This is a genomic window from Achromobacter aegrifaciens (assembly GCF_902859965.1).
In the GTDB taxonomy this organism is placed as follows: domain Bacteria; phylum Pseudomonadota; class Gammaproteobacteria; order Burkholderiales; family Burkholderiaceae_B; genus Achromobacter; species Achromobacter aegrifaciens.
This window is the reverse complement of sequence record NZ_CADIKO010000003.1, coordinates 1,055,077-1,077,446: the sequence shown is the minus strand read 5'-3', so window position 1 is coordinate 1,077,446 and position 22,370 is coordinate 1,055,077. Positions and strand designations below refer to the sequence as shown.

The window sequence follows — 22,370 nt, the reverse complement described above, 5'->3', positions numbered from 1 at the left end:
ATACAAGACGCAAGCGGCCTTTACACCTTGGCGTTCGCCTCGATGAAACGGCGCACGGCGCCCGCATCGCAATCCATGAGTTCGACGCGCTGCGGCAAGGATTCAAGATCGGCCAGGTTGCCCGGCGGCGTGGCCGGACGGCCCAGGGCCTCTTCAATGGTTTCCGAGAACTTCGCCGGCAAGGCGGTTTCCAGGACCAGCATGGGCACGCCGGGCTCGACGAATTCACGCGCGACCTTGACGCCATCGGCGGTGTGCGGATCGATCAGCACGCCGGTTTCGTCGTAGACCGAACGGATCGTCGCGAGGCGGTCTTCGTGCGTGCTTGCGCCCGACACGAAGCCATAGCGTTCCTCGAACTGCGGCTTCAGGGCGGACAGATCGAAAGACCCGTCGCGCGCCATGCCGGCCCACAGTTCCTTGACGCGCGCCGCGTCGCGGCCGACCAGGTCGAACACGAAGCGCTCGAAATTCGACGCGCGCGAAATGTCCATGGACGGGCTGGAGGTGGCGTAGGTCTGCTCGGCGGGACGCGGACGATAGACGCCCGTGCGGAAGAACTCTTCCAGCACGTTGTTTTCGTTCGTGGCCAGCACCAGGCGGCGGATCGGCAGGCCCATGCTGCGCGCGATGTGGCCGGACAGGATGTTGCCGAAATTGCCCGAGGGCACCGCGAACGAAACCTGCTCGCCGGCCTTGCTGGTGGCGCGCAGCCAGCCGTGGAAGTAGTACACCACCTGGGCGGCGATGCGCGCCCAGTTGATGGAGTTGACCGCGCCCAGGCGGTACTTGCTCTTGAACTCGAGGTCGCCGGCCAAGGCCTTGACGATGTCCTGGGCTTCGTCGAACACGCCGCGCACGGCGATGTTGTGGATGTTCTCGTCCTGCAGCGAATACATCTGCGCGCGCTGGAAGGCGCTCATGCGGCCGTGGGGCGACAACATGAACACCGCCACGCCCTTCTTGCCGCGCAAGGCGTACTCCGCCGCCGAACCCGTGTCGCCGGAGGTGGCGCCCACGATGTTCAGGGTGGTGCCGCGCTTGGCCAGCACGTATTCGAAGACCTGGCCCAGGAACTGCATGGCCATGTCCTTGAAGGCCAGCGTCGGCCCTTCGGACAGGCCCAGCAGCGACAGGCCGCCGTCCAGCGGACGCAGCGGGACGATGTCCTCGCTGTTGAAGGTCTGCTGGTTGTAGGCCGCGCGCGTCAAGCGGCGCAGGTCGTCGGCCGGAATGTCGGTGGCGAACAGCGACAGCACTTCGAACGCCAGGTCGGCATACGGCAGGCCGCGCCAGGACTCCAGCGTTTCCGCCGAAACCTGGGGCAGTTGCTCCGGCACGGCCAAGCCGCCGTCCGGCGCCAGGCCTTCCAGCAGGATGTCCGAGAACTGCAGCGGCGTCATGCCGCCGCGGGTGGAGATGTATTTCATAGCAAATTTTCCACGCGCAGGCGCGTCACTTTCGAGCGCACGAACGGCAGGGCTTCGATGCGCTCGATCGCCTGATTGACGTTGCCTTCAACCGCTTCATGCGTCAGGAAGATGATGTCGGCGCCGCCGATGTGCGACGGCTGCTGGATCATCGAACCGATGGAGATGGAACGGTCGGCCAGGATGCGGGCGATGTCGGCCAGCACGCCCGGCTGGTCGTCCACGCGCAGGCGCAGGTAGTACGAGGTGCTGACATCTTCGATCGGCAGGATCGGCGTATCGGACATGGCGTCCGGCTGGAACGCCAGGTGCGGCACGCGGTTGCCCGGATCGGCGGTGTGCAGGCGGGTCACATCGACCAGGTCGGCCACCACGGCCGAGGCGGTGGGTTCTTCGCCCGCGCCCTGGCCGTAGTACAGCGTGGGGCCGACGGCGTCGCCCTTGACCAGCACGGCGTTCATCGCGCCTTCGACGTTGGCCAGCAGGCGCTCGGCCGGCACCAGCGCGGGATGCACGCGCAGTTCGATGCCGTCCGGACGGCGCTTGGTGACGCCCAGCAGCTTGATGCGGTAGCCCAGGCGTTCGGCATGCTCGATGTCCTCGGCGGCCAGCTGCGAAATGCCTTCGATGTAGGCGCGGTCGAACTGGACCGGCACGCCGAAGGCCAGCGACGCCAGCAGGGTCAGCTTGTGCGCCGCGTCCACGCCTTCCACATCGAACGTGGGGTCGGCTTCGGCGTAGCCCAGGCGCTGCGCCTCGGCCAGCACGTCGGCGAACGGCAGGCCGCGCGACCGCATTTCCGACAGGATGAAGTTGGTGGTGCCGTTGATGATGCCAGCCACCCACTGGATGCGGTTGGCGGTCAGGCCTTCGCGGATCGCCTTGATGATGGGGATGCCGCCGGCGACGGCCGCTTCGAAGGTCACCATCACGCCGCGCTCATGGGCCGCGGCGAAGATCTCGTTGCCGTGCTTGGCCAGCAGCGCCTTGTTGGCGGTCACGACGTGCTTGCCGTTGGCGATGGCTTCCAGCACCAGCTCGCGCGCCAGCGTGTCGCCGCCGATCAATTCGACCACGATGTCGATTTCGGGATCGCGCACCAGCGCGCGCACATCGGTGTCGACCAGGATGGCGTCGCCCACGCGCGCACGCGCCTTGGCCACGTCGCGCACGGCGGCGCGAGTCACTTCAATGCGGCGACCGGCGCGGCGTGCGATTTCTTCAGCATTGCGCGACAGCACCGACCAGGTGCCTCCGCCAACCACGCCCAGGCCGAGCAGGCCGACTTTCATGGGTTTCATCGCGGCGCCTTCTGCAGGCGGGCGTTGAGGGGAATTCATTTTCGGTTCTCCATAACTGCTGTACGAAAGACTCCACACTTGGCAGCGCCACGCGGGGCCGCGCGGAGCCGGCTTTGCCGGTCCGCTGCGGCGCCCCCTTGAGGGGGAAGCGCGCAGCGCTTCGGGGGTGGGCCTAGCGCAGCAATCCGTCCTTGCGGAACATGTCTTTGATGCCTCGCACCGCTTGCCGGGTGCGCTGCTCGTTTTCGATCAAAGCGAAGCGCACGTATTCGTCGCCATACTCGCCAAAGCCGATCCCGGGGGACACGGCCACCTTCGCATCCGACAGGACGCGCTTGGCAAATTCCAAAGAGCCCATCGCCCTGTAGGGTTCGGGGATCTGCGCCCAGATGTACATGGACGCCTTGGGAATTTCCACATTCCAACCTGCTTCATGCAAGCCGCGCACGAGCACGTCGCGGCGGCTTTGGTACTGCGCCACGATTTCGTTCACGCAGTCCTGCGGACCGTCCAGCGCGGCGATGGACGCCACCTGGATCGGCGTGAACGTGCCGTAGTCGTGATAGCTCTTGATGCGCGCGAGCGCGTTGACCAGCTCGCGGTTGCCGACCATGTAGCCGATGCGCCAGCCCGCCATGTTGTAGCTCTTGCTCATCGTGAAGAACTCGACGGCGACATCGCGCGCGCCGGGCACCTGCATGATGGACGGCGCCACGTAGCCGTCGAAGGTGATATCGGCGTAGGCCAGGTCATGCACGACCAGGATGTCGTGTTCCTTGGCCAGCGCCACCACGCGCTCGAAGAACGACAGGTCCACGCATTGCGCGGTCGGGTTGCTGGGAAAGCCCAGCACCATCATCTTGGGCTTCGGGATGGACTCGCGCACGGCGCGTTCCAGTTCCTCGAAGAAGTCCACCCCCGGCGTCATGCGCACGGAACGGATATTGGCGCCGGCGATGACCGCGCCGTAGATATGGATCGGATAGCTGGGGTTGGGTACCAGCACGGTGTCGCCGCGGTCCAGCGTGGCCAGCATCAGGTGGGCCAGGCCTTCCTTGGAGCCGATGGTGACGATGGCTTCGGAATCCGGATCGAACTCGACCGCATAGCGGCGCTGGTACCAGTCACAGATCGCCTTGCGCAGGCGCGGAATGCCCTTGGACACGGAATAGCCGTGCGTGGTCGGGCGGGTCGTCGCTTCCACCATCTTGTCGACGATGTGCTTGGGAGTCGCGCCGTCCGGGTTGCCCATCGACATGTCGATGATGTCTTCGCCACGCCTACGCGCCGCCATCTTGAGCTCGCCGGTAATGTTGAAAACGTACGGGGGCAGACGCTCGATGCGGGAGAACTTCCTCATGATGGGAATCCTTAGGGGGCGATAAAAAGGGCGAAAAAACCAGGGCGCGAATGCGCGAAGGGGAAAAGGGTCCGAAACGCTGCGCCGGCAAGGGATTGCAGTGCAGCAAAACCCTGTAATCTAGCGCAAGGAGGGCTGTGCGGCAAATGGGGAAAAAAAGGGGCCGATTTCAGGGTCCGCCCGAGGGAAATCGCGTGGCAAAGAAGCCCTGTTTTGCCGCCGGGCCGTCCCAAGGCACCCCCCCCCCTCGGGGGCAGCAAGCGAGCGCAGCGAGTGCGGCGTGGGGGCCTCGGTTCTCCGCCGGGCCGCCCCAAGGCAAAACGCGCCCCCTCTTGGGGGCAGCAAGCGAGCGCAGCGAGTGCGGCGTAGGGGTCTCTCTCGTGGATACCCTGCAACATGGCGTCATCCCGATGCGCTATTATCGGGCCATATAGCCGGAGTTTTTATTGAAGCTGCATACCGATCCTGCGACGGCCGCTCTGAATACCGTCACCGCCTATGGCGATGGCTATATCGAGGTCAACCAGGTACGTTTTTCCTCCTCGGTCGCGTTCGGCCCCGAAGGCGAAGTGACCCACTGGCCTGTTGAGTCGCCGGCCGACATCACCCCCACTCTCTTGCGCCAGGCGGCCGGATTGTCCGAGCCCGTCCGCGACCCCATGGACTTTCTGGACGAACCGGAAGCCAGCCCCAGCCGCCCCGCGAATGCGCCGGAAGTGCTGCTGGTGGGCACGGGCGCGCGCCAGCAGTTCCTGCGCCCCGAGGTGCTGCGCCCCCTGCTGGCGGCCGGCATCGGCGTCGAGATCATGGACACGCACGCCGCCTCGCGCACCTACAACATCCTGATGGCGGAGGGCCGGCGCGTGGTCGTGGCCCTCATCCCCCCCAACGGAGAATCCCAGAAATGACGCCGACCATAGGCAAACCCGCCCCGCTGTTCACCGCCGAAAGCACCATAGGTCCGATCAGCCTGGAGCAATGCCAGGGCCGCGCCGTGATCCTGTATTTCTATCCCAAGGACAACACGCCTGGCTGCACCACCGAAAGCCAGGATTTCCGCGACCTGCACGCCGAATTCCTGGCGGCCAGCGCGGTGGTCATCGGCATCTCGCGCGATTCATTGAAATCGCACGAGAACTTCAAGGCCAAGTACGAGCTTCCCTTCCCTCTCATCTCCGACGCCGACGAAACCGTCTGCAATCTGTTCGGCGTCATCAAGCAGAAGAACATGTACGGCAAGCAGGTGCGCGGCATCGAGCGCAGCACCTTCCTGATCGATGCCTATGGCGTGCTGGTGCAGGAGTGGCGCGGGGTGAAGGTCCCGGGCCACGCCAAGGAAGTCCTGCAAGCAGCGAAGAGCATCGGTTAGCCGTCAGCACAGGTTTTACCCGTCAGGCGCTATAGCCGGCCCACACTGGAGAGTGACAAATATGCCGCTTCCGAAGTTGCCCACCCGTCCCGCAGCCATCCTGACCTTCCCCTCGGGCGAATCCGCCCGGGCGCAGGCCCGCAGCACCAAGACCGCCGCTGCGCGGTCCAGTACCCAGGCAGTCCTCGCCGAGGACAACGAAGACGAGCTCCTCGTCCAGCCCGAACTTGAAGGCCTGGCCGCACCGGCCCGCAAGGCGCAGATCCCCGCGCCCGCCCGCCAGGTGCCGCCGCCGGCGCCAGCCGCTCCCGCTGCGCGCGCCGAAACGCGCCGCGCCAAGCCGGCGCCCGCCAAGCGCACCAAAGCCCGCGCCCAGAACGAACCGCGCAAGCTGTTCGTGCTGGACACCAACGTGCTGCTGCACGATCCCAGTTCCCTGTTCCGCTTCGAAGAGCACGACATCTTCCTGCCGATGATGACGCTCGAAGAGCTGGACCATCAGAAGAAGGGCATGTCGGAAGTGGCGCGCAACGCGCGCCAGGTCAGCCGTTCGCTGGACGCGCTGGTGCAGGACGCGACCCAGCTGGACGAAGGCCTGGAGCTGACCAAGCTGGGCAACAAGGACGCCACCGGCCGCCTGATGTTCCAGACGACCGCGATCCACAGCACGCTGCCGTCCGACCTGCCCATGGGTAAGGCCGACAACCAGATCCTGGGCGTCGTGCGTGCCCTGCAGGAAAAGTACCCGCAGCGCGAAGTCGTGCTGGTGTCCAAGGACATCAACATGCGCCTGAAGGCGCGCGCGCTGGGCATGGCCGCTGAAGACTACTTCAACGACCATGTCATGGAGGACTCGGACCTGATGTACTCGGGCGTGATGCAGCTGCCCGAGGACTTCTGGAACAAGCACGGCAAGGACGTGGAATCCTGGCAACAGGGCGGCACCACCTTCTACCGCATCCATGGCCCGCTGTGCTCGCAGTTCGTGGTCAACCAGTTCGTCTACTTCGAAGGCCAGATGCCGCTGTACGCGCAGGTGCGCGAGGTCAGCGGCAAGATGGCGGTGCTGGCCACGCTGCGCGACTACACCCACGGCAAGAACAACGTCTGGGGCATCACCGCGCGCAACCGCGAGCAGAACTTCGCCATGAACCTGCTGATGAATCCGGAGTGCGACTTCGTGTCGCTGCTGGGTCAGGCGGGCACGGGCAAGACGCTGCTGGCGCTGGCCGCGGGCATCACCCAGGTGCTGGAAACCAAGCGCTACACCGAAATCATCATGACCCGCGTCACGGTGCCGGTCGGGGAAGACATCGGTTTCCTGCCGGGTACGGAAGAAGAGAAGATGCTGCCCTGGATGGGCGCCCTGGAAGACAACCTGGACGTCCTGAACATGGGTGAAGGCGAAGGCAACGGGGACTGGGGGCGCGCCGCCACCATGGATCTGATCCGTTCGCGCATCAAGGTCAAGTCCCTGAACTTCATGCGCGGCCGCACCTTCCTGAACAAGTACCTGATCATCGACGAGGCGCAGAACCTGACGCCCAAGCAGATGAAGACGCTGGTCACGCGCGCGGGCCCGGGCACCAAGGTGATTTGCCTGGGCAACATTGCCCAGATCGATACGCCCTACCTGACCGAAGGCAGTTCCGGCCTGACCTTCGTGGTCGACCGCTTCAAGGGCTGGCCGCATTCGGGGCACGTCACCCTGCAGCGCGGCGAGCGTTCGCGCCTGGCCGACTATGCTGGAGATGTGCTGTAGGCCTCGCCCCCATGCGCCTCCTGCCGCAGGCGACCAGCGCAGGCTCGGCCCAAGGAATGAACGCCCGATGAATCTCATCGGGCGTTTTTTTTGGCAGTCCCCATATAGTAAAGATGGCCATGGGGCGGAAGGGAAGAATGCCCCCCTTACATGAACATGTTGAACCCCACCAGAAAATTCAAGGCATTGTTGTCCACGGGCACGAATGACGGGGATCGGATGTAGCTGAGTCCCGTGCTCAGATAGACGCCGGGATAGAGGCGCGCCATGTAGGACACCATGGCCGCACTGCTCGAGTTGGCCGTGTCCACGCCCCGCTTGCCGAACGCGTCCTTCGCGGTATCGCTGAAATCCGACCAGGTGACCGTGGCGGATAGCATGTCATAGGGTCGCGATGGAAACGTCCCTATCGTATATAGCCTGGCCTCCACGAACTTGGTGTACAGATTCTGATCCGCGGGAGCAAGGTGCAAGGAAAGGCCGGCGTACCATCCCTGCGCAGACGAGGAGTTGGGCGTCAGCCGCGAAATCTGCTGGTCTCCCGCGGCATAGAGCGCGTAGTTGTTCGAGCTGCGCTGGCGGGAATCGAACCTGGCGTAGTCGGACGTATTGAAAATCCCCCCGATCCGAAACCATCTCGAAGGGTTGTCGGGACTTGCTTGCTGCTTCACTCCGGTTTCGTTGATCGCCAACCACCCGCTTCCCGGCGTTTTCCACTTCAGCCCATGCTGATGTTCCGACTCTTCGGCCTCTGCTCCATAGGGGCTTATGCTGCGCTGAATTCCGGTCTTGTTGTAGAAGCCGCCAGAGCCGTTGTAGGTCACGTTTACGCCCGGGGTGGCGAAAGGCAGGCGTGACAGGCCGACCTGAAAGGGAATGATGGCATTCATCCCTTGCGCGCCGACCGCCAACGAACCGCCAACGTACAAGCCCACGAACTCCAGGGCATTGCTGAGATAGCCTGCCTTCAACTCCCACTGACGGTTGTTGAATGTGGTGAAGTACGCCAGCCGGCTCAGCGCAATGTCCGCCGAAGGCCCCTTCGGCGCCCAGCTCGCGTGCCCCGTCATGGCGCTGAAAATCAATTGGCTTTGATCGTTTCCGTGCTGACCCAGGTCATAAGTCAGGACAAGCTGCTGTGTCTCCGCGACGGTGGGAACCTGGCCGTTGTACGACTGCTTGCGATGCGTCCTCGGGTTTCCGCCTTTGAGGTCGTAAGCCGCGGAGTTCAAGCTGACTATCTGAAAACCTATCCCGTGCCGCGCCAGGTCGGAACGAAATCCGCCGGCATCCCGCAGCACTGTGTCTCGAATCGACGGAATCCGGACCAGCGCGCCCTGCTCCATCAGGCGCTCAAGAGACGCAAAATCAGACGCAGGCGGCGGCGCGGATTCCGCGACCGAGGCCTCGGATGAGGGCCGTAGCTGAGCGACGGTTCCGCGCTCGAGCCCCGTTCGGGATTCAGAGGCATTGCAGTCCCATGCAATCGCCCCCATGGCGGTAAAGATCGACACGATCGAGTGCGCCGGCACTTTGACCTGGCGCGAATTGATGATCTGGTTTGGCACGCGGCCTCCTTCAATCCCGGATTTCTCGCTGGTTCTCTGAAAAATCTGGATTGTTTAGACATAACAATCGGGCATGTACGCATAGGTCATGGTCGATGCAAGAATTCAGGGAGGGGAGGCATCCCGATAGCGCGTCCGCAGCCGTCTCAATAGCCCGGCCCGGATGCTCCAAGCTTGGGGCCAATTGAGATATTTCATGCCGACCGGTGTCGAAAGTTGATCACTGGGCGAACCACCTCCATTCCGTGCAGCCTGCTGCTGGTCACGACGTTGTTGGCAGCGATCCATGCACCCTCTGATCAGCATCCCGCCTCTTCAACGCCTTATTCCCGGCCGGGAATATGGCGTTGAAGTTAGTGTTACGATCAACTGAGGTCAAGCAGGGTTTTCCTCAGGATGTGCCATGCTTTCCGCGCTCAAGCAGACTTGAGGCGGCCTGCTTGTTGACCAAACATCACGCCGAAAAGACGATGAAAAAAGACGTTTTAGGGGAAGTTGAGCGCGGAAGAGGAGAACGAGCCGGCCTTGATCTGGACCGGATCTTGCGGGCGGCAAGGCGCATCGGTCACGACAAATTGTCGATGCAGGCACTGGCGGATGCGCTCAATGTGGACCGGAAGGCGCTCAACTATCACGTGAAAGATCGCCAGACGCTGCTGGCGCTTGTCGCGAAGGACACGCTGACGGCCAGCTTCAGCAGCGCCGACATCGCTCACGCGGCCACATGGCAAGACGCATGCAGGACCTACGCGACCCACCTGGTCGACGCAGCCGTCGCCATGGGGGGCTTGGCGGAACATCTTCGCTTTGACGATTCCGAGCTGATGAGCTGGAACCTGCTGCCGACCGAGGAATTGCTCGAACAGCTGAATCGGGCGGGCTTCAGCGAAGCGGCCGCGGTGCGCCTGGCCGTGCTGCTGGCCGCCCTCTGCGTTGGCCATGTGAAGGATATCTGGCAGGCCAGGTCAGCGGTCGATCGCACCAGACCTCGCCAGCTTCAGAAATGGCTGGATTCGGTCGATGGAAAGTCCTATTCACGGCTACGCCAGGCCGTCGCACTGGGAATCGACACCTACGGGCCCGAGCAACTCGATTTCTCACTCTGGATTTTCATAGCGGGCGCAGAAGCACACCTTGCTTCCTAGCGCCTGAACGTGCAAAGGCCTGAGCGGGGCGTGACTCCCAACTCAGGCCTTCTCAAAACCGCCCCGGCAATTACTTGTCGGCGGCGTTGGTAATGGCGTTGCCTGCCTTCGACATGTCCTTGCCCATGCCCGCGACGGTGTTGCAACCGGCGAGAACGAAGCCGAACACGACGAAGGCGGTCAGCACGATCTTGCTGCGCATGCTGGCGCTCCTGAAGTGGTGAAAACGGATCCGGGGCGTACTTTAAACGATCTGGACGCGCAGTTCACCCAGGCCTTCGACGCCGCCGGTGATCACGTCGCCTTGCAGCACGGCGCCCACGCCTTCGGGCGTGCCGGTGAAGATGAGGTCGCCGGGTTGCAGTTCGAACAGGCCGGACAGGTAGGAAATGCTCTCAGGAATGTTCCACAGCATCTGCGAAATGTCGCTGGACTGCTTGCGCTGGCCATTCACGTCCAGCCAGATGGCGCCCTTTTCCAGGGTGCCGACGACGCTGCGCGGATGGATCGGACCCAGCGGCGCGGACAGGTCGAAGGCCTTGCCGATTTCCCAGGGGCGGCCCTGCTTCTTCATTTCGCCTTGCAGGTCGCGGCGGGTCATGTCCAGGCCCAGCGCATAGCCCCACACACACTCATTGGCCTGTTCGACCGGGATGTCGCGGCCGCCCTTGCCCAGCACCACGACCAATTCCATTTCGTAGTGCAGGTTGGAGGTCTTGGGCGGATACGGCATCTTGCCGGTTTCGCCGTCGGCCACGCTCAGCACGGCGTCGGCCGGCTTGCAGAAGAAGAACGGATCCTCGCGGCCCGTGAAGCCCATTTCCTTGGCGTGTTCGGCATAATTGCGGCCGACGCAATAGACGCGACGCACCGGAAACAGCGCGGCGCTGCCGGCAACGGGAACCGCGACGGGCGGCTGAGGGGGCAATACGTAGTCCATGTTCACTCGACCTATGAAGAATACGTGGCCGGAATCCGGCAATAGAAAACAGCCAGCCCCGCGAGGCGCCCGCTACCGCGGGCGGCCTGCCCTGCAGGCGGCCAGACGATGAAAAGTCATCCGCGAGTTTATCCCTTTCCGGGAGCCCGGGCGCGGTTCGGGCCATTCAGCTGAACGTAGGAATTTCCCCGTCATACACCACCAGGCGCTCGATGAAGCCGGCCATGTAGGCCTTCATCTCCTGGTGCGCGGGCGAGACCTGGTATCGGTCATGCGCGGGGCTGTCCGCAAAGGCCGCCACCACGGCGTGGGTCAGGCCGTCCGAGCGGCTGGCTTCGTTGGGCCGGAAGGCGTAGCCCGCCACGCCTTCGCATTCGGCCAGGATGCGTTGGCAATAGCCCTGGACGCGGTCATGGAAGCGCGCGTCGGCGGCCTCGGACAGCTGCAGCATTACGACATGCAAGTACATCAGGATTCCTTTTTCGTACGGGTAAGCGCCAGCCAGGCTCGCGAGACCAATCCCATGATGCCGTCGCGGAACAGGAGGACGCAGAGGACGAAGATTGCGCCCTGGACGATGAGCACCCAGGAGCCCAGCGGCGCCAGGTAGTTCTGCAGCGACACGAAGGTGAACGCGCCGGCCAGCGGGCCGAACACCGTGCCGATACCGCCCAGCAGCGCCATCAGCACCACTTCGCCGTTGGCGTGCCAATGCACGTCCGTCAACGACGCGACGCCGAACACCAGCACCTTCAGGCCGCCGGCCAGCCCCGCCACCGAGGCCGACAGCGTGAACGCCATCAGCTTGTAGCGCGAGGTGGAATAGCCCAGCGAGCGGGCGCGCTGCTCGTTGTCGCGCACCGAACGGATCACCTCGCCAAAGGGCGAGTTCAGCACGCGCAGCACAAAGGCATAGCCCAGCGCGAACACGGCCAACGTGAAGTAATACATCGGCATCACGCCTTCAAGATCGAAGATGCCGAACAGCTTGCCGCGCGGCACACTCTGCAGGCCGTCCTCGCCGCCGGTAAAGCCCGCCTGGACCGCGATGAAATAGACCAGTTGCGACAACGCCAGCGTGATCATCGCGAAGTAGATGCCCTGGCGCCGGATCGCGACGGCGCCAAACGCCAGACCCAGCAGCCCCCCCGTCAGCACCCCGGCCAGGAGGCCGAGTTCGGGCGTGGCGCTCAGCAGCTTCATCACGATGCCTGTCGCGTAGGCGGCCGCGCCGAAGAACGCGGCATGGCCGAACGACAGCAGGCCCACGTAGCCCACCAGCAGATTGAAGGCCGCGGCAAACAGCGCGAAGCACAGCACCTTCATCAGAAAGGTCGGATAAATGAACCAGGGCGCGGCGATGGCGGCCACGGCCAGCGCCGCCATCGCCACGCGCATGCCGCGGCGGCTCAGCTGCACCGGCTCGCGCGTGGCCTCGGCGGCCAGCACGTTCTGCACCTGCAGCGGCTTGCCGAACAGGCCCGCGGGCTTGCACAGCAGCACCAGCACCATGATGATGAAGATCGCCAGGTTGGCGGCCTCGGGATAGAACACCTTGGTCAGGCCTTCGATGATGCCCAGCCCGAAACCACTGATGATGGCGCCCATGATGGAGCCCATGCCGCCGATCACCACCACCGCGAACACCACCACCACGAGGTTGGAGCCCATCATCGGACTGACCTGGTAGATCGGCGCGGCGATCACGCCCGCCACCGACGCCAGCGCCACGCCCAGCGCGTAGGTCAGCGTGATGAGCAGCGGCACGTTGATGCCGAAGGAGCGCACCACCGTCGGATTCTCGGTGGCCGCGCGCAGCATCGCGCCCACGCGGGTCTTCTCGATCAGCACCCACACGGCCAGGCACAGCACCAGCGACACCGCCACCGCCCAGCCGCGATACCAGGGCAGGAACATGAAGCCCAGGTTGACGCCGCCAGACAACGCCTTGGGTATCGTGTAGGGCAACCCCGATACGCCATAGGCCTGACGCAGGCCGCCTTCGATCAGCAGCGCGATGCCAAAGGTCAGCAACAGCCCGTACAAGTGATCCATGCGGTAGGTGCGCGAGATCAGCAGGCGCTCGACCACGATGGCGAACACGGCCATGATAAGCGGCACCAGCACCAGCGCTGCCCAGTAGTTCACGCCCAGATAGTTCAGCAGCATCCAGGCCAGGAATGCACCCGCCGTGTACTGCGCGCCATGGGCGAAGTTGATGATGTTCAACAGGCCGAAGATCACCGCCAGCCCGATCGACAGCAGTGCGTAGAACGAACCGTTGATCAGGCCGAGCAGCAGTTGGCCGAATAGTGCCGTGGACGGCACGCCGAATATTTCGAACACGTGGATTCTCCCCTCAGACGCCCAGGCGGCGCTTGATCCGCTCGGGATCGTTGCGCGCTTCTTCTGCCGACAGCTGGTCGACCACGCAGCCGTGCTCCATGACGTAGTGGCGGTCAGCCACCTTGGTCGCGAAACGGAAGTTCTGCTCGACCAGCACGATGGTGAAGCCCCGCTCCTTCAGGGTGCGGATGGCATGCCCGATCTGCTGCACGATGACGGGCGCGAGGCCCTCGGTGGGTTCGTCCAGCAGGATGAGCTGGGCGCCGGTGCGCAGGATGCGCGCGATCGCCAGCATCTGCTGTTCGCCGCCCGACAGGTTGCCGCCGGAACTGGCGCTGCGTTCGCGCAGGTTGGGAAACAACGTGTAGATTTCGTCCAGCGACATGCCGCCATCGGCCAGGCGCGGCGGCAGCATCAGGTTTTCGGTCACGTCCAGGCTGCGGAACACGGCCCGTTCTTCGGGGCAATACACCACGCCCAACCGCGGAATGCGGTGCGCCGCCATGCCCACGGTCTCCTGGCCGTTCAAGCGGATGGAACCGCGCCGCTTGTCCATGATGCCCATGATGGCGCGCAGCGTGGTGGTCTTGCCCGCGCCGTTGCGGCCCAGGATGGTGACGAGTTCGCCGCGCCTGACTTCCATGTCCACGCCGTGCAGCACGTGGGATTCGCCGTACCAGGCGTTGAGGTCCTTGATAACCAGCATCTCAGTGCGCCTCCTCGTCGGAGCCCATGTAGGCCGTGATGACGCGCTCGTCGCTCGACACGGTGGCGTAGTCGCCCTCGGCCAGCACCGCGCCGCGCGCCAGCACCGTGATGGTGTCGGACAGATCCGCGACTACCGACAGGTTGTGTTCGACCATCAGGATGCTGCGGTTGGCGGACGCGCGCCGGATCAGCGCGGCGATGCGGGTCACGTCCTCCTGGCCCAGGCCCGCCATGGGCTCGTCCAGCAACATGATTTCCGGCTCCAGCGCCAGAGTCATCGCGATTTCCAGTGCGCGCTTGCGTCCATAAGGCAGCAGCGCCGCGGTGGTGTGCGCCAGGCCGGAGAGGCCGACCGCGTCCAGCAGTTCCATGGCGCGGCCGTTCAGGCGGTCGATGCTGCTGCGGCTGCGCCAGAAGCGCCAGCCATCGCCGTGCTGGCGCATCAGCGCCACGCGCATGTTCTGCAGCGCCGTCAGGCCCAGGAACACGGCGGATATCTGGAACGAGCGGACGATGCCCAGGCGCGCGATCTGCTCGGGCGCCAGCGCCGTGATGTCGCGGCCGCGATAGTGGATGACGCCCGCGTCGGGCGCGAGGAACTTGGTCAGCAGGTTGAAGCAGGTGGTTTTGCCTGCGCCATTGGGGCCGATCAAGGCATGGATGGAGCCTTCACGCAGGGACAGGGACACGCCGTCGACGGCATTGAAGCCGCCGAACCGCTTGACCAATCCCTGGGCGGACAGGACCGCTGGGGTGTTCATGGGCGCGCTCCTACATGCGGGCCAGCAGGCCGCCGTCGATCGCCAGGACGTGTCCGTTGACGAACGCGGCGCCCGGCGAGGCCAGGTAGACCACCGCGGGTGCAATGTCTTCCGGCGCGGCCCAGCGGCCGGCGGGCACCGCCGTGGCCAGGAAGGACTGGAACTGCGGATTGTCCTGCAGCCCCTGCGTGAAATCGGTGCGCACGAAACCGGGCGCCAGCGCATTGCAGGTGATGCCGCTGGCGCCGTATTCGACCGCCAGCGCGCGCGTGAAGGCCGCGATCGCGCCCTTGGCCGTGGCGTAGGCGGCGATGTTGGGCATGGTGGCCTGCCCCGCCACGGACGACATCAGCACGATGCGGCCGAAGCCGCGCTTGCCCATGCCGGGCAGCACGGCCCGCGCGCAATGGAAGGCGCCGTTGACGTGCACGTTCTGCAAGGCCTGCCATTCGGCGGAGCTCATCTCCACCACGGGCTTGCGGTTCTGGTTGCCGGCATTGCTGACCAGTACGTCGACCGCCAGCCCCGCGTTATCCAGTTGCGCGACGGCATCGGCCACGGCCTTTTCGTCGGCGACATCGAAAGGCGCCCCGTGGGCCTTGATGCCTTCGGCCGCCAGGCGCTCGCAGGCGGCCGCGCAGGCCTCGCCGGAAAGATCGTTGATTACCACCTGGGCGCCAGCCTGGCCCAATGCTCGCGCGATGGCGTAGCCCAGTCCCCTTGCTGCGCCCGTCACCAGCGCGACGCGCCCCGCCAGACCGAACGTGCGGTCCAGATAGTCGTGTTTCAAGCTTGTCTCCTTGGTCTTATATGCGCCGGATTTCTTGGCCCGGCCTGTGTCGCTGCATGCTTGCGCCAGGCGAAAACATGATTGACATAAATCTCAATATACGCGACTATTTTTAAACACTCAATAACAAGATTTTTTCTTTATCTCTCATAAAGAGTTCTGGTAGGAGACATCATGGCCCTGGAAACTCCCGGCTGCCCCGCAGTCAACGCCTTGCCGCCCCTGGCTTCACGCTTCCTCAAAGTTGCCGATCTGCCGTGGAAACCGACGCAAGTGGAAGGCATAGACATGAAGGTGCTGATGCAGGACAAGGAGACCGGCTTGCTGACCGCCCTGTTCCGCTGGCAGCCCGGCACCGAGCTGCCGCTGCATGAGCACGTGGAGGTCGAACAGACCTTCGTGCTGGAAGGCTCGATCGTCGACGCCGAAGGCGAGGTCTGCGCTGGCGACTACGTGTGGCGTCCGCGCGGCAACCGGCACGTGGCGCGCGCGCCCAATGGCGCTTTGGTGCTGAGCTTCTTCCTGAAACCCAATATGTTCATCGACGCCTACGCCGGCCAGACGCTGGAGTAAGCGGCCCCGGCGCGACCGTCCGGCACAGGACGGCGCGCAAAGAAACTAGCCCCCGAGGAGACATACCCATGAAGACCCGTTTGAAGAACAGCCTGGCCGCCTGCGTGCTGGGCGCCCTGTCCGTATCGGCCCAGGCGCAGGTATCCGATGACGTCGTGAAGATCGGCGTGCTCGGCGACCAGTCCGGCATGATGGCCGACCTGTCCGGCAAGTTTGGCGTGGAAGCCGTGAAGATGGCCGTCGAGGATTTCGGCGGCACCGTGCTGGGCAAGCCCATCGAAGTGATCTCGGCCGACCACCAGAACAAGGTCGACATCGGCGTGGCGACCGCGCGCCGCTGGTACGAGAATGACAAGGTGGACCTGATCCTGGACGTGCCCAACTCCGCGATCGCACTGGCGGTGCAGGACCTGACCCGCCAGATGAAGCGCGTGGTGATCTTCACCAGCGCAGGCTCCGCCGACCTGACGGGCAAGGCCTGCTCGCCCAACGGCATGCACTGGACCTACGACACCTATGCCTATGCCACCGGCGTGGCCAACGGCGTCATGGAAGACGGCGGCAAGAGCTGGTACTTCATCACTTCCGATTACGCCTTCGGCCATTCGCTGGAGCGCGACGCCATGGCGGTGGTCAAGGCCAAGGGTGGCCAGGTCGTAGGCAGCGTGCGCCACCCGATCGCCAGCGCGGACTTCTCCTCGTTCCTGCTGCAGGCGCAGGCCTCCAAGGCCCAGGTGATCGGCCTGGCCAACGGCAGCGGCGACACCATCAACAGCATCAAGCAGGCGTTCGAGTTCGGCATCATGGGCAGCAAGCAGCGCGTGGCCGCCCTCTTCATGAGCATCGTGGACGTGCGCAGCGTGGGGCTGGAATACGCGCAGGGACTGAACCTGGTGGAACCCTTCTACTGGGACCTGGACGACAAGTCGCGGCAATGGTCCGAGCGTTATTTCAAACGCACCGGCCGCATGCCGTCCATGGTCCAGGCCAGCAACTACAGCGCCGCCATGCACTACCTGAACGCCGTCAAGGCGGCGGGCACGGACGCGTCCGAGCCGGTGCTGAAGAAGATGCATGAGACGCCCATCAACGACTTCATGACCGAGAACGGCCGCATCCGCGAGGACGGCCGCATCATGCGCGATCTCTATCTGTTCCAGGTCAAGAAGCCCTCGGAATCCAAGCGCGACTGGGACTACTACAACCTGGTGCGCAAGATTCCGGCCGAACAGGCCTTCCGTCCGCTCAAGGACGGCGCCTGCCCGCTGGTGAAATCGTGATGGACGGCGCGCTTGGACTGCTGGCCGGCAAGCGCGCCATTGTCACCGGGGGCGCCAACCCCCGTGGCATAGGCGCCGCCATCGTCGAGCTCTTCATCGCCCAGGGCGCCACGGTCGCGGTGTTGGATCAGGCCTATCCGGAAGGCGCCGGCGCGGCGCTGGCCGCGAGCCGCATCGACCTGCACTGCGACGTGTCCCGTTCGGCCTCCTGCGAGGCGGCGATTGCCCGCGCCCGCGAGGCGCTCGGCGGCATCGACGTGCTGGTCAACAACGCCGGCATCGTCGCGGCCACGCGCATCTGGGACCTGCCCGAGGACGAGTTCCGCCGCATGGTGGAGGTGAACCTGACCGGCACCTACAACGTCACGCATGCGGCGCTGCCGGAATTGCTGCAAAGCGCGCGGCGTCCGGCCATCGTCAATCTGGGCTCCACCGCCGCCTTGCGCGGCGGCGGCCTGCTGGGCGGCTCGCATTACGCCGCATCCAAGGGCGGCGTCATCAGCTTCACCAAGGCGCTGGCGCGCGAGCTCGGTCCGCGCGGGGTGCGCGCCAATTGCGTGGCGCCCGGCATCATCGAAACGGACATGACGCTGGGAAAATTCGGCGAAAATTGGGAACAAGAACTCAAACAGGGCATTCCGCTACAGCGTTTCGGCTCGCCCGCCGAAGTCGCCCAGGCCATACTTTTCCTGGCCTCGGACCTGTCCTCCTACTCAACCGGCATCGTGGTCGACGTCAATGGCGGCTTCCACATTCACTAGGCGCGCCCTCCCGCAATGAGCACTCCAGACCGCATGTTGTCCATCCTCGACCTCTTTCGCGACGACACCACCGCCGCGTTCCAGGAAGACGTCATGGCGCATCTGGACTGCTCGCGCGCCACGGCTTACCGCTACCTCAAGTCGCTGACCGAAAGCGGGCTGCTGGCACCCACCTCGGGCGGCGCCTACGTGCTGGGGTCGCGCATCATCGAGCTGGACCGCCATCTTCGCCAGCACGATCCGCTGATGCGCGCGGCGCGCGAGGTCATGCGGGCCACCGGCGACGAGCTGCACACCAACCTGATGCTGTGCAACTACTACGGCGACAAGGTCATGTGCGTGGACCGCTACTGGACCGATGATTCCATCGAATCGAGCTACGCGCGCGGCCGTCCCTACACCATGTTCCATGGCGCCACCGCCAAGCCCATCCTGGCCAACCTGCCGCCGTACCAGCTGCGCAACCTGATGCTGTGGCACGCCGCGGAAATCCGCGAAGCCGGGCTGGGGGAGGATTGGGACGAATTCCGCGCCAACCTCAAGCGCCTGCGCGCAGCCGGCGTCTACGTGTCGCACGGCGAGGTCGACCCTGGGCTGATAGGCATAGGCTCGGCCATCTTCAGCGCCGAACAGAAAGTCGTGGGCAGCCTGGTGTTCATCGCCGCGGAAGCGCGCACCTCGGCCGAGCGGCTGGAGGTACTGCAGGCGCGCATCCAGATCGCGGCCGCGCAGGTGTCGCGCAATCTGCAGGCTCCGCAAAGCAACGGCGCGGCGGCGATCGGCATCATGCCGTCGCGGCCGCGCCGCATCAAGACGTCAGCCGGCGGCGCTGCGCCGGCCAAATCCAGGAAGCCGTAATCAGGCCTTGTTGTAGCGCTCGGCGCTGCGGACGATTTCCTCGTGCGCGGCGTCCAGGCCCTTCCAGCCCTTGACCTTGACCCACTTGCCCTTTTCCAGGTCCTTGTAGTGCTCGAAGAAATGCTGGATGCGGGAGATGTCTTCCGCCGGCAGATCTTCGTAGGACTTGATGTTGCGGTACGGGGGGTACAGCTTTTCGATCGGCACGGCCAACAGCTTGGCGTCGCCGCCCGACTCGTCGTCCATTTCCAGCACGCCGATGGCGCGGCAGCGCACGACCGCGCCGATCTGGATCGGGAACGGGGTCAGCACCAGCACGTCGGCGGGGTCGCCGTCTTCGGACAGGGTTTGCGGGATGTAGCCGTAGTTGCACGGATAGTGCATGGCAGTCAGCATGAAGCGGTCAACGAAAATCGCGCCCGTGTCCTTGTCGACCTCGTACTTCACCGGGTCGGCGTTCATGGGGATTTCGATGATGACGTTGAAGTCTTCCGGCAGCTTCTTGCCAGGGGAGACGCGATCAAGACTCATGATTCAACCTTGTTGTGTGTCTGAAGGATTGTTCAAATCGAGCCGTCGTCCTTGAACGGCGGCTTGGTAGCCGGCACGGGCGCGGCGGCAGGCGCGGGCTTGGACCCAGCGGGCGTAGCCGGAGCGTACGTGGGCACGGGATCATCGAAAGCCGCCGCCGGGATGGGGGCGCTGTCGAAGTACTCGTCGATGTCGGAGGTGCCGCCGCCGGCCAGCGGGGCATCCTCGGGAGCCAGCGCACGCTCGCGCTGTTCTTTGTTCTCGCGGGCGTCCGGATCCAGCACGTAGTCGGAGGCCGACGCCGCCACGGCCGGCGGCAGCGCGGGGTAATCGCCGCCGAGTTCGGTGTCGCTGTCGACGTCGGACAGGCCCACCGCATAGCCGCCTTCGGCGTCCACGCGGTAAGGATCCGAACCGGTGTCCGCGGCCGGCAAGGCGGCATCCGCCGCCAGCACCGGCAGCGCCATGCTGGCCGCCGTTGCCAGGCGCCAGTGGCGCACTGCGTCGGCGGGACGGTCCAGGCGGTCGTACAGGCTGCCCAGCAGCGCATGCGTCTGCGCATCGCTGCGGCGGCTCAGGCTGCGCAACAGATAGCGTTCGGCCTGGCCCCAGAGCTGGCCGTTCAGGCACAGCATGCCCAGCGCGGTAAGCAGGTCCGGATCGGTGGGACGCTGTTGCAGCCAGGTTTCGGCACGGGCCAGCCGGCGCGACACCTGCTCGGCCTCGCAGCGGGCGTAGGCCGCCACCAGGGCGGGATTGAACTTCACGGCGACTGCGGCTTCCAGCACGCGTGCGGCCTCGCTGGCTTCGCCGGCGGCCTCGAACGCCGCCGCGCCCGCCAGCGCGATTTCCGGCAGGAGGCGCTCCTCGGCCTTGAGATCCTTCCAGATGGCGCGCCAGGCGTCGCTGCCACCTGCGGCGGCGGCGCGCAGCCGCGCCGCGCCCGAAGCGTCGATCAATTGATCGGCTTCGGAACGGGCCAGCGCATTGCGGCGCACCAGGCCCCGCGCCAGCGTGAACACCTGTTCGTCATGATGCAGGGCGGTGTGCGCACGCAGCAGCAGGCGCATGGTGTGCAGATGGCGCGCGCCGCCGTCGGCCAGCGGCTCCAGCACGGCCAGCGCGCGCTCGGCGCGGCCCTGGTCCAGCAACATGTCGGCCGACACGGTGGCAGTGGCTTCGATCAGGCCGGCATCCGTGCCGGCTTGCTCCTGCGCGATCGCCAGCAGGCGGTCGCGGCGGTCGAACTCGCCCAGGCCATGCGTGGCGCGGGCGGCGGACAAGGCCGCCAGCACGCGGCGCGTCTGGACCTTGGTCTGGTCCAGCAGCTTGGTCAGGTCTTTTTCGGCGGTGGTGTAACGCCCTTCCAGCAGGCCGATCCAGCCGCGCTCCAGCAATTCGTGGTCGCGCGCCTGGGCGCGCTTGCCGCGCCAGGCCCGCACGCGGTCGGGAATGGCCAGCAGCCACGCCAGCAGGCGCAGGCCCACGTACAGCACGATGAAGGCCGCGACGATCAGCAGGACCGCCAACGTCAGCGACATGCTGATGCGCCACGGCCAGACCAGCAACAGCACGTTGCCGGAGTGCGAACGCAGCACCACCGCTAGGGCGACGGCGACGACGGCGAGCAGCAGTGTCCAGAACCAGGTACGCATAAGCCTCAGTCCTGTCCGCTGGTCTTGAAGCCCGCGGCGCGCAGCGCGGCCACGGCGTTCAGGCTGTCGGCCACTTCCGGCATGCGCACGGCAATGTCGGTCTGCGCCAGTTCGCGTGCCAGGGTCTGGGCCGCGACGGTGTCGGGGGACCGGCCGTCGAAATACTTGGCGAGCGTGACGCCGACGTTGTCGAGTTCGCTCTTCCAGACGGCGGGCTGGCGCATCAGCATGGCCAGTTGCGCCGTCAGCAGGCGTTGGCGCAGCGTGCCGCGCACCTGGTCGGCCTGGTCGGGCGACAGCAGCAAGGCAGCCGGCTCGTCCACGCGCTGGATCGTGATCAGGCCGCCCAGTTCATGCGCCAGCGCGGAGCCGGCGCGGCCGGGCCAGGAGGCCATCTCGGCGCGCCAGCGCTGCCACCAGGGCGCGTCGGCCGGCAAGCCCGCCAGCGGATCGACCGCGGGGGCGGGTGCGGCCGCCGGCGCGGCTTCGCCGGCAGGCGCCACACCCGGGGCGGCAGCGTCCGGCACCAGCAGCGGCGCCTTGCCGATCAGCGCCACGAGGCGGTCGATGCGGGCCGACTGGGCAGGGATATCCACGGTGGACACGGCGCGCAAGCGGTCCAGGTCGCCGTTGATGGCTTGCTGCAGGCTGGAGAAGCGCGGGCGGTCGGCGCGCGCCAGGCGCGATTGCGCCGTTTCCAGCGCCACGATCGCGTTGGAGACATTGCCGGCCAGCCGCAGTTGCTGGTTGGCGATGGTCAACAGGCGCTCGACGTCGTTGGCAAGCAGTTCGTCGCTGGCGCTGTCGTTGAAGTTCTGCCAAGCCAGCTGCAAGGCGTTGTACTGGCTTTGGGTTTCGCGCACGGTGTCTTCAAGTTCGCCGACGCGGCCGGCCTGGGCTTGGGCCAGGGCCAGGGCCTCGCGGGTGTCCTTGCGGGCTTGCGCCAGATCGGTGGTCAGCGTTTCGAGGCGCGTGGCGACCTCGCGGCCGGCGGACACGAACTGGGTGCGCTGCATCCAGAGGGCGTAACCCAGGCCGGCGGCCAACAGGATCAGGATGATGAGGGCGGGGACCAGCGGGCCACTGCGGCGCTTGGCCGGGCGGGCCTTGACGGAATCGGCCGGGGCCGACGCGGGCGCGCTTGCACCCGGGGCGGCCGTCGGAACGACCGGATCGGTAGCGGGAGTCTTGTCTGTCATGACGCGATTGTATTCGGTGTCAGTCCGATGCAA

At 65.4% G+C, this 22,370-nt stretch carries 22 protein-coding genes; 8 read left to right on the top strand and 14 right to left on the bottom strand.

From position 1 onward, the window contains the following. Positions 1-20: 20 nt before the first annotated feature. From thrC to alaC, 3 genes are all read right to left on the bottom strand, one after another. Complete coding sequence (gene thrC, locus HV793_RS23970) at positions 21-1,430, bottom strand: threonine synthase (protein WP_119450532.1); 1,410 nt, start codon at positions 1,428-1,430, stop codon at positions 21-23. Continuing rightward, a complete protein-coding gene (locus tag HV793_RS23965) occupies positions 1,427-2,731 on the bottom strand; it encodes a homoserine dehydrogenase (RefSeq protein ID WP_175214021.1) in 1,305 nt (434 codons plus the stop codon). Before HV793_RS23965 ends, thrC begins: the two co-directional genes overlap by 4 nt. Before the next feature lie 172 nt (positions 2,732-2,903). After that, positions 2,904-4,091: an alanine transaminase gene (gene alaC / locus HV793_RS23960; protein ID WP_054451081.1), complete on the bottom strand. Its 1,188-nt coding sequence runs from the start codon at positions 4,089-4,091 to the stop codon at positions 2,904-2,906. Between the two features lie 446 nt (positions 4,092-4,537). Between alaC and HV793_RS23955 the strand changes: the two genes are divergently transcribed. From HV793_RS23955 to HV793_RS23945, 3 genes are all read left to right on the top strand, one after another. After that, the gene (locus HV793_RS23955; protein WP_119450533.1) at positions 4,538-4,999 is read left to right on the top strand and encodes an Mth938-like domain-containing protein; all 462 of its coding nucleotides are present in this window, start codon (positions 4,538-4,540) and stop codon (positions 4,997-4,999) included. Next, entirely contained in the window at positions 4,996-5,460 is a 465-nt protein-coding gene (locus tag HV793_RS23950; protein ID WP_054451079.1) for a peroxiredoxin, read from the top strand. The genes HV793_RS23955 and HV793_RS23950 overlap by 4 nt, the downstream gene beginning before the upstream one ends. Positions 5,461-5,521: 61 nt before the next feature. Next, positions 5,522-7,222 carry a PhoH family protein gene (locus HV793_RS23945; protein WP_054451078.1) on the top strand — a complete coding sequence of 567 codons (1,701 nt, stop codon included), beginning with the start codon at positions 5,522-5,524 and terminating at the stop codon, positions 7,220-7,222. Positions 7,223-7,368: 146 nt separating this feature from the next. Here the strand turns inward: HV793_RS23945 and HV793_RS23940 are convergent, their stop codons facing one another. Beyond that, positions 7,369-8,790 (bottom strand): carbohydrate porin, encoded by a 1,422-nt coding sequence (locus tag HV793_RS23940; RefSeq protein ID WP_125470877.1) that lies wholly within the window; start codon positions 8,788-8,790, stop codon positions 7,369-7,371. A 440-nt stretch (positions 8,791-9,230) separates the two neighbouring features. Here HV793_RS23940 and HV793_RS23935 point away from each other — a divergent pair, with 440 nt between their 5' ends. Continuing rightward, on the top strand, positions 9,231-9,935 hold the full coding sequence (locus HV793_RS23935) for a TetR/AcrR family transcriptional regulator (RefSeq protein ID WP_175214020.1): 705 nt from the start codon (positions 9,231-9,233) through the stop codon (positions 9,933-9,935). Between the two features lie 70 nt (positions 9,936-10,005). Here HV793_RS23935 and HV793_RS23930 read toward each other — a convergent pair whose 3' ends face one another. The 7 genes from HV793_RS23930 to HV793_RS23900 form a co-directional block, all read right to left on the bottom strand. Beyond that, positions 10,006-10,137 (bottom strand): entericidin A/B family lipoprotein, encoded by a 132-nt coding sequence (locus tag HV793_RS23930; RefSeq protein ID WP_042792660.1) that lies wholly within the window; start codon positions 10,135-10,137, stop codon positions 10,006-10,008. Between the two features lie 42 nt (positions 10,138-10,179). Further along, on the bottom strand, positions 10,180-10,875 hold the full coding sequence (locus tag HV793_RS23925) for a fumarylacetoacetate hydrolase family protein (protein WP_054451075.1): 696 nt from the start codon (positions 10,873-10,875) through the stop codon (positions 10,180-10,182). Between the two features lie 166 nt (positions 10,876-11,041). Continuing rightward, positions 11,042-11,344, bottom strand: coding sequence for a Dabb family protein (locus tag HV793_RS23920; protein WP_054451074.1), 303 nt, complete (start codon positions 11,342-11,344; stop codon positions 11,042-11,044). Further along, complete coding sequence (locus HV793_RS23915; RefSeq protein ID WP_119450536.1) at positions 11,344-13,221, bottom strand: ABC transporter permease; 1,878 nt, start codon at positions 13,219-13,221, stop codon at positions 11,344-11,346. The genes HV793_RS23920 and HV793_RS23915 overlap by 1 nt, the downstream gene beginning before the upstream one ends. 13 nt (positions 13,222-13,234) lie before the next feature. Then, on the bottom strand, positions 13,235-13,927 hold the full coding sequence (locus HV793_RS23910) for an ABC transporter ATP-binding protein (RefSeq protein ID WP_054451072.1): 693 nt from the start codon (positions 13,925-13,927) through the stop codon (positions 13,235-13,237). 1 nt (position 13,928) lies between these two features. After that, the gene (locus HV793_RS23905) at positions 13,929-14,690 is read right to left on the bottom strand and encodes an ABC transporter ATP-binding protein (protein ID WP_119450537.1); all 762 of its coding nucleotides are present in this window, start codon (positions 14,688-14,690) and stop codon (positions 13,929-13,931) included. A gap of 10 nt (positions 14,691-14,700) precedes the next feature. Beyond that, complete coding sequence (locus HV793_RS23900; RefSeq protein ID WP_054451070.1) at positions 14,701-15,480, bottom strand: SDR family NAD(P)-dependent oxidoreductase; 780 nt, start codon at positions 15,478-15,480, stop codon at positions 14,701-14,703. A 174-nt stretch (positions 15,481-15,654) separates the two neighbouring features. Between HV793_RS23900 and HV793_RS23895 the strand changes: the two genes are divergently transcribed. The 4 genes from HV793_RS23895 (at position 15,655) to HV793_RS23880 (ending at position 18,952) form a co-directional block, all read left to right on the top strand. Next, complete coding sequence (locus tag HV793_RS23895; protein WP_175214019.1) at positions 15,655-16,053, top strand: cupin domain-containing protein; 399 nt, start codon at positions 15,655-15,657, stop codon at positions 16,051-16,053. A gap of 68 nt (positions 16,054-16,121) precedes the next feature. Then, the gene (locus tag HV793_RS23890; protein WP_054451068.1) at positions 16,122-17,333 is read left to right on the top strand and encodes an ABC transporter substrate-binding protein; all 1,212 of its coding nucleotides are present in this window, start codon (positions 16,122-16,124) and stop codon (positions 17,331-17,333) included. Further along, positions 17,333-18,094: an SDR family oxidoreductase gene (locus HV793_RS23885; RefSeq protein ID WP_054451067.1), complete on the top strand. Its 762-nt coding sequence runs from the start codon at positions 17,333-17,335 to the stop codon at positions 18,092-18,094. Before HV793_RS23890 ends, HV793_RS23885 begins: the two co-directional genes overlap by 1 nt. A gap of 15 nt (positions 18,095-18,109) precedes the next feature. Next, the gene (locus HV793_RS23880) at positions 18,110-18,952 is read left to right on the top strand and encodes an IclR family transcriptional regulator (RefSeq protein ID WP_175214018.1); all 843 of its coding nucleotides are present in this window, start codon (positions 18,110-18,112) and stop codon (positions 18,950-18,952) included. Here HV793_RS23880 and ppa read toward each other — a convergent pair whose 3' ends face one another. From ppa to HV793_RS23865, 3 genes are read right to left on the bottom strand one after another with little or no spacing between them, the layout of a single operon-like run. Beyond that, positions 18,953-19,483 carry an inorganic diphosphatase gene (ppa, locus tag HV793_RS23875; RefSeq protein ID WP_013392552.1) on the bottom strand — a complete coding sequence of 177 codons (531 nt, stop codon included), beginning with the start codon at positions 19,481-19,483 and terminating at the stop codon, positions 18,953-18,955. Positions 19,484-19,515: 32 nt separating this feature from the next. Beyond that, complete coding sequence (locus HV793_RS23870; protein WP_119450539.1) at positions 19,516-21,138, bottom strand: heme biosynthesis HemY N-terminal domain-containing protein; 1,623 nt, start codon at positions 21,136-21,138, stop codon at positions 19,516-19,518. A gap of 5 nt (positions 21,139-21,143) precedes the next feature. Beyond that, positions 21,144-22,337 carry a uroporphyrinogen-III C-methyltransferase gene (locus HV793_RS23865; protein WP_054451064.1) on the bottom strand — a complete coding sequence of 398 codons (1,194 nt, stop codon included), beginning with the start codon at positions 22,335-22,337 and terminating at the stop codon, positions 21,144-21,146. Between the last annotated feature and the right edge of the window lie 33 nt (positions 22,338-22,370).

Bases quoted from the DNA above. Each gene is read 5' to 3' on its own strand.
- thrC (WP_119450532.1), bottom strand. From the start codon at position 1,430: ATGAAATACATCTCCACCCGCGGCGGCATGACGCCGCTGCAGTTCTCG.
- HV793_RS23965 (WP_175214021.1), bottom strand. From the start codon at position 2,731: ATGAAACCCATGAAAGTCGGCCTGCTCGGCCTGGGCGTGGTTGGCGGA.
- alaC (WP_054451081.1), bottom strand. From the start codon at position 4,091: ATGAGGAAGTTCTCCCGCATCGAGCGTCTGCCCCCGTACGTTTTCAAC.
- HV793_RS23950 (WP_054451079.1), top strand. From the start codon at position 4,996: ATGACGCCGACCATAGGCAAACCCGCCCCGCTGTTCACCGCCGAAAGC.
- HV793_RS23945 (WP_054451078.1), top strand. From the start codon at position 5,522: ATGCCGCTTCCGAAGTTGCCCACCCGTCCCGCAGCCATCCTGACCTTC.
- HV793_RS23930 (WP_042792660.1), bottom strand. From the start codon at position 10,137: ATGCGCAGCAAGATCGTGCTGACCGCCTTCGTCGTGTTCGGCTTCGTT.
- HV793_RS23925 (WP_054451075.1), bottom strand. From the start codon at position 10,875: ATGGACTACGTATTGCCCCCTCAGCCGCCCGTCGCGGTTCCCGTTGCC.
- HV793_RS23920 (WP_054451074.1), bottom strand. From the start codon at position 11,344: ATGTACTTGCATGTCGTAATGCTGCAGCTGTCCGAGGCCGCCGACGCG.
- HV793_RS23910 (WP_054451072.1), bottom strand. From the start codon at position 13,927: ATGCTGGTTATCAAGGACCTCAACGCCTGGTACGGCGAATCCCACGTG.
- HV793_RS23905 (WP_119450537.1), bottom strand. From the start codon at position 14,690: ATGAACACCCCAGCGGTCCTGTCCGCCCAGGGATTGGTCAAGCGGTTC.
- HV793_RS23895 (WP_175214019.1), top strand. From the start codon at position 15,655: ATGGCCCTGGAAACTCCCGGCTGCCCCGCAGTCAACGCCTTGCCGCCC.
- HV793_RS23890 (WP_054451068.1), top strand. From the start codon at position 16,122: ATGAAGACCCGTTTGAAGAACAGCCTGGCCGCCTGCGTGCTGGGCGCC.
- HV793_RS23885 (WP_054451067.1), top strand. From the start codon at position 17,333: ATGGACGGCGCGCTTGGACTGCTGGCCGGCAAGCGCGCCATTGTCACC.
- HV793_RS23880 (WP_175214018.1), top strand. From the start codon at position 18,110: ATGAGCACTCCAGACCGCATGTTGTCCATCCTCGACCTCTTTCGCGAC.
- ppa (WP_013392552.1), bottom strand. From the start codon at position 19,483: ATGAGTCTTGATCGCGTCTCCCCTGGCAAGAAGCTGCCGGAAGACTTC.
- HV793_RS23870 (WP_119450539.1), bottom strand. From the start codon at position 21,138: ATGCGTACCTGGTTCTGGACACTGCTGCTCGCCGTCGTCGCCGTCGCC.
- HV793_RS23865 (WP_054451064.1), bottom strand. From the start codon at position 22,337: ATGACAGACAAGACTCCCGCTACCGATCCGGTCGTTCCGACGGCCGCC.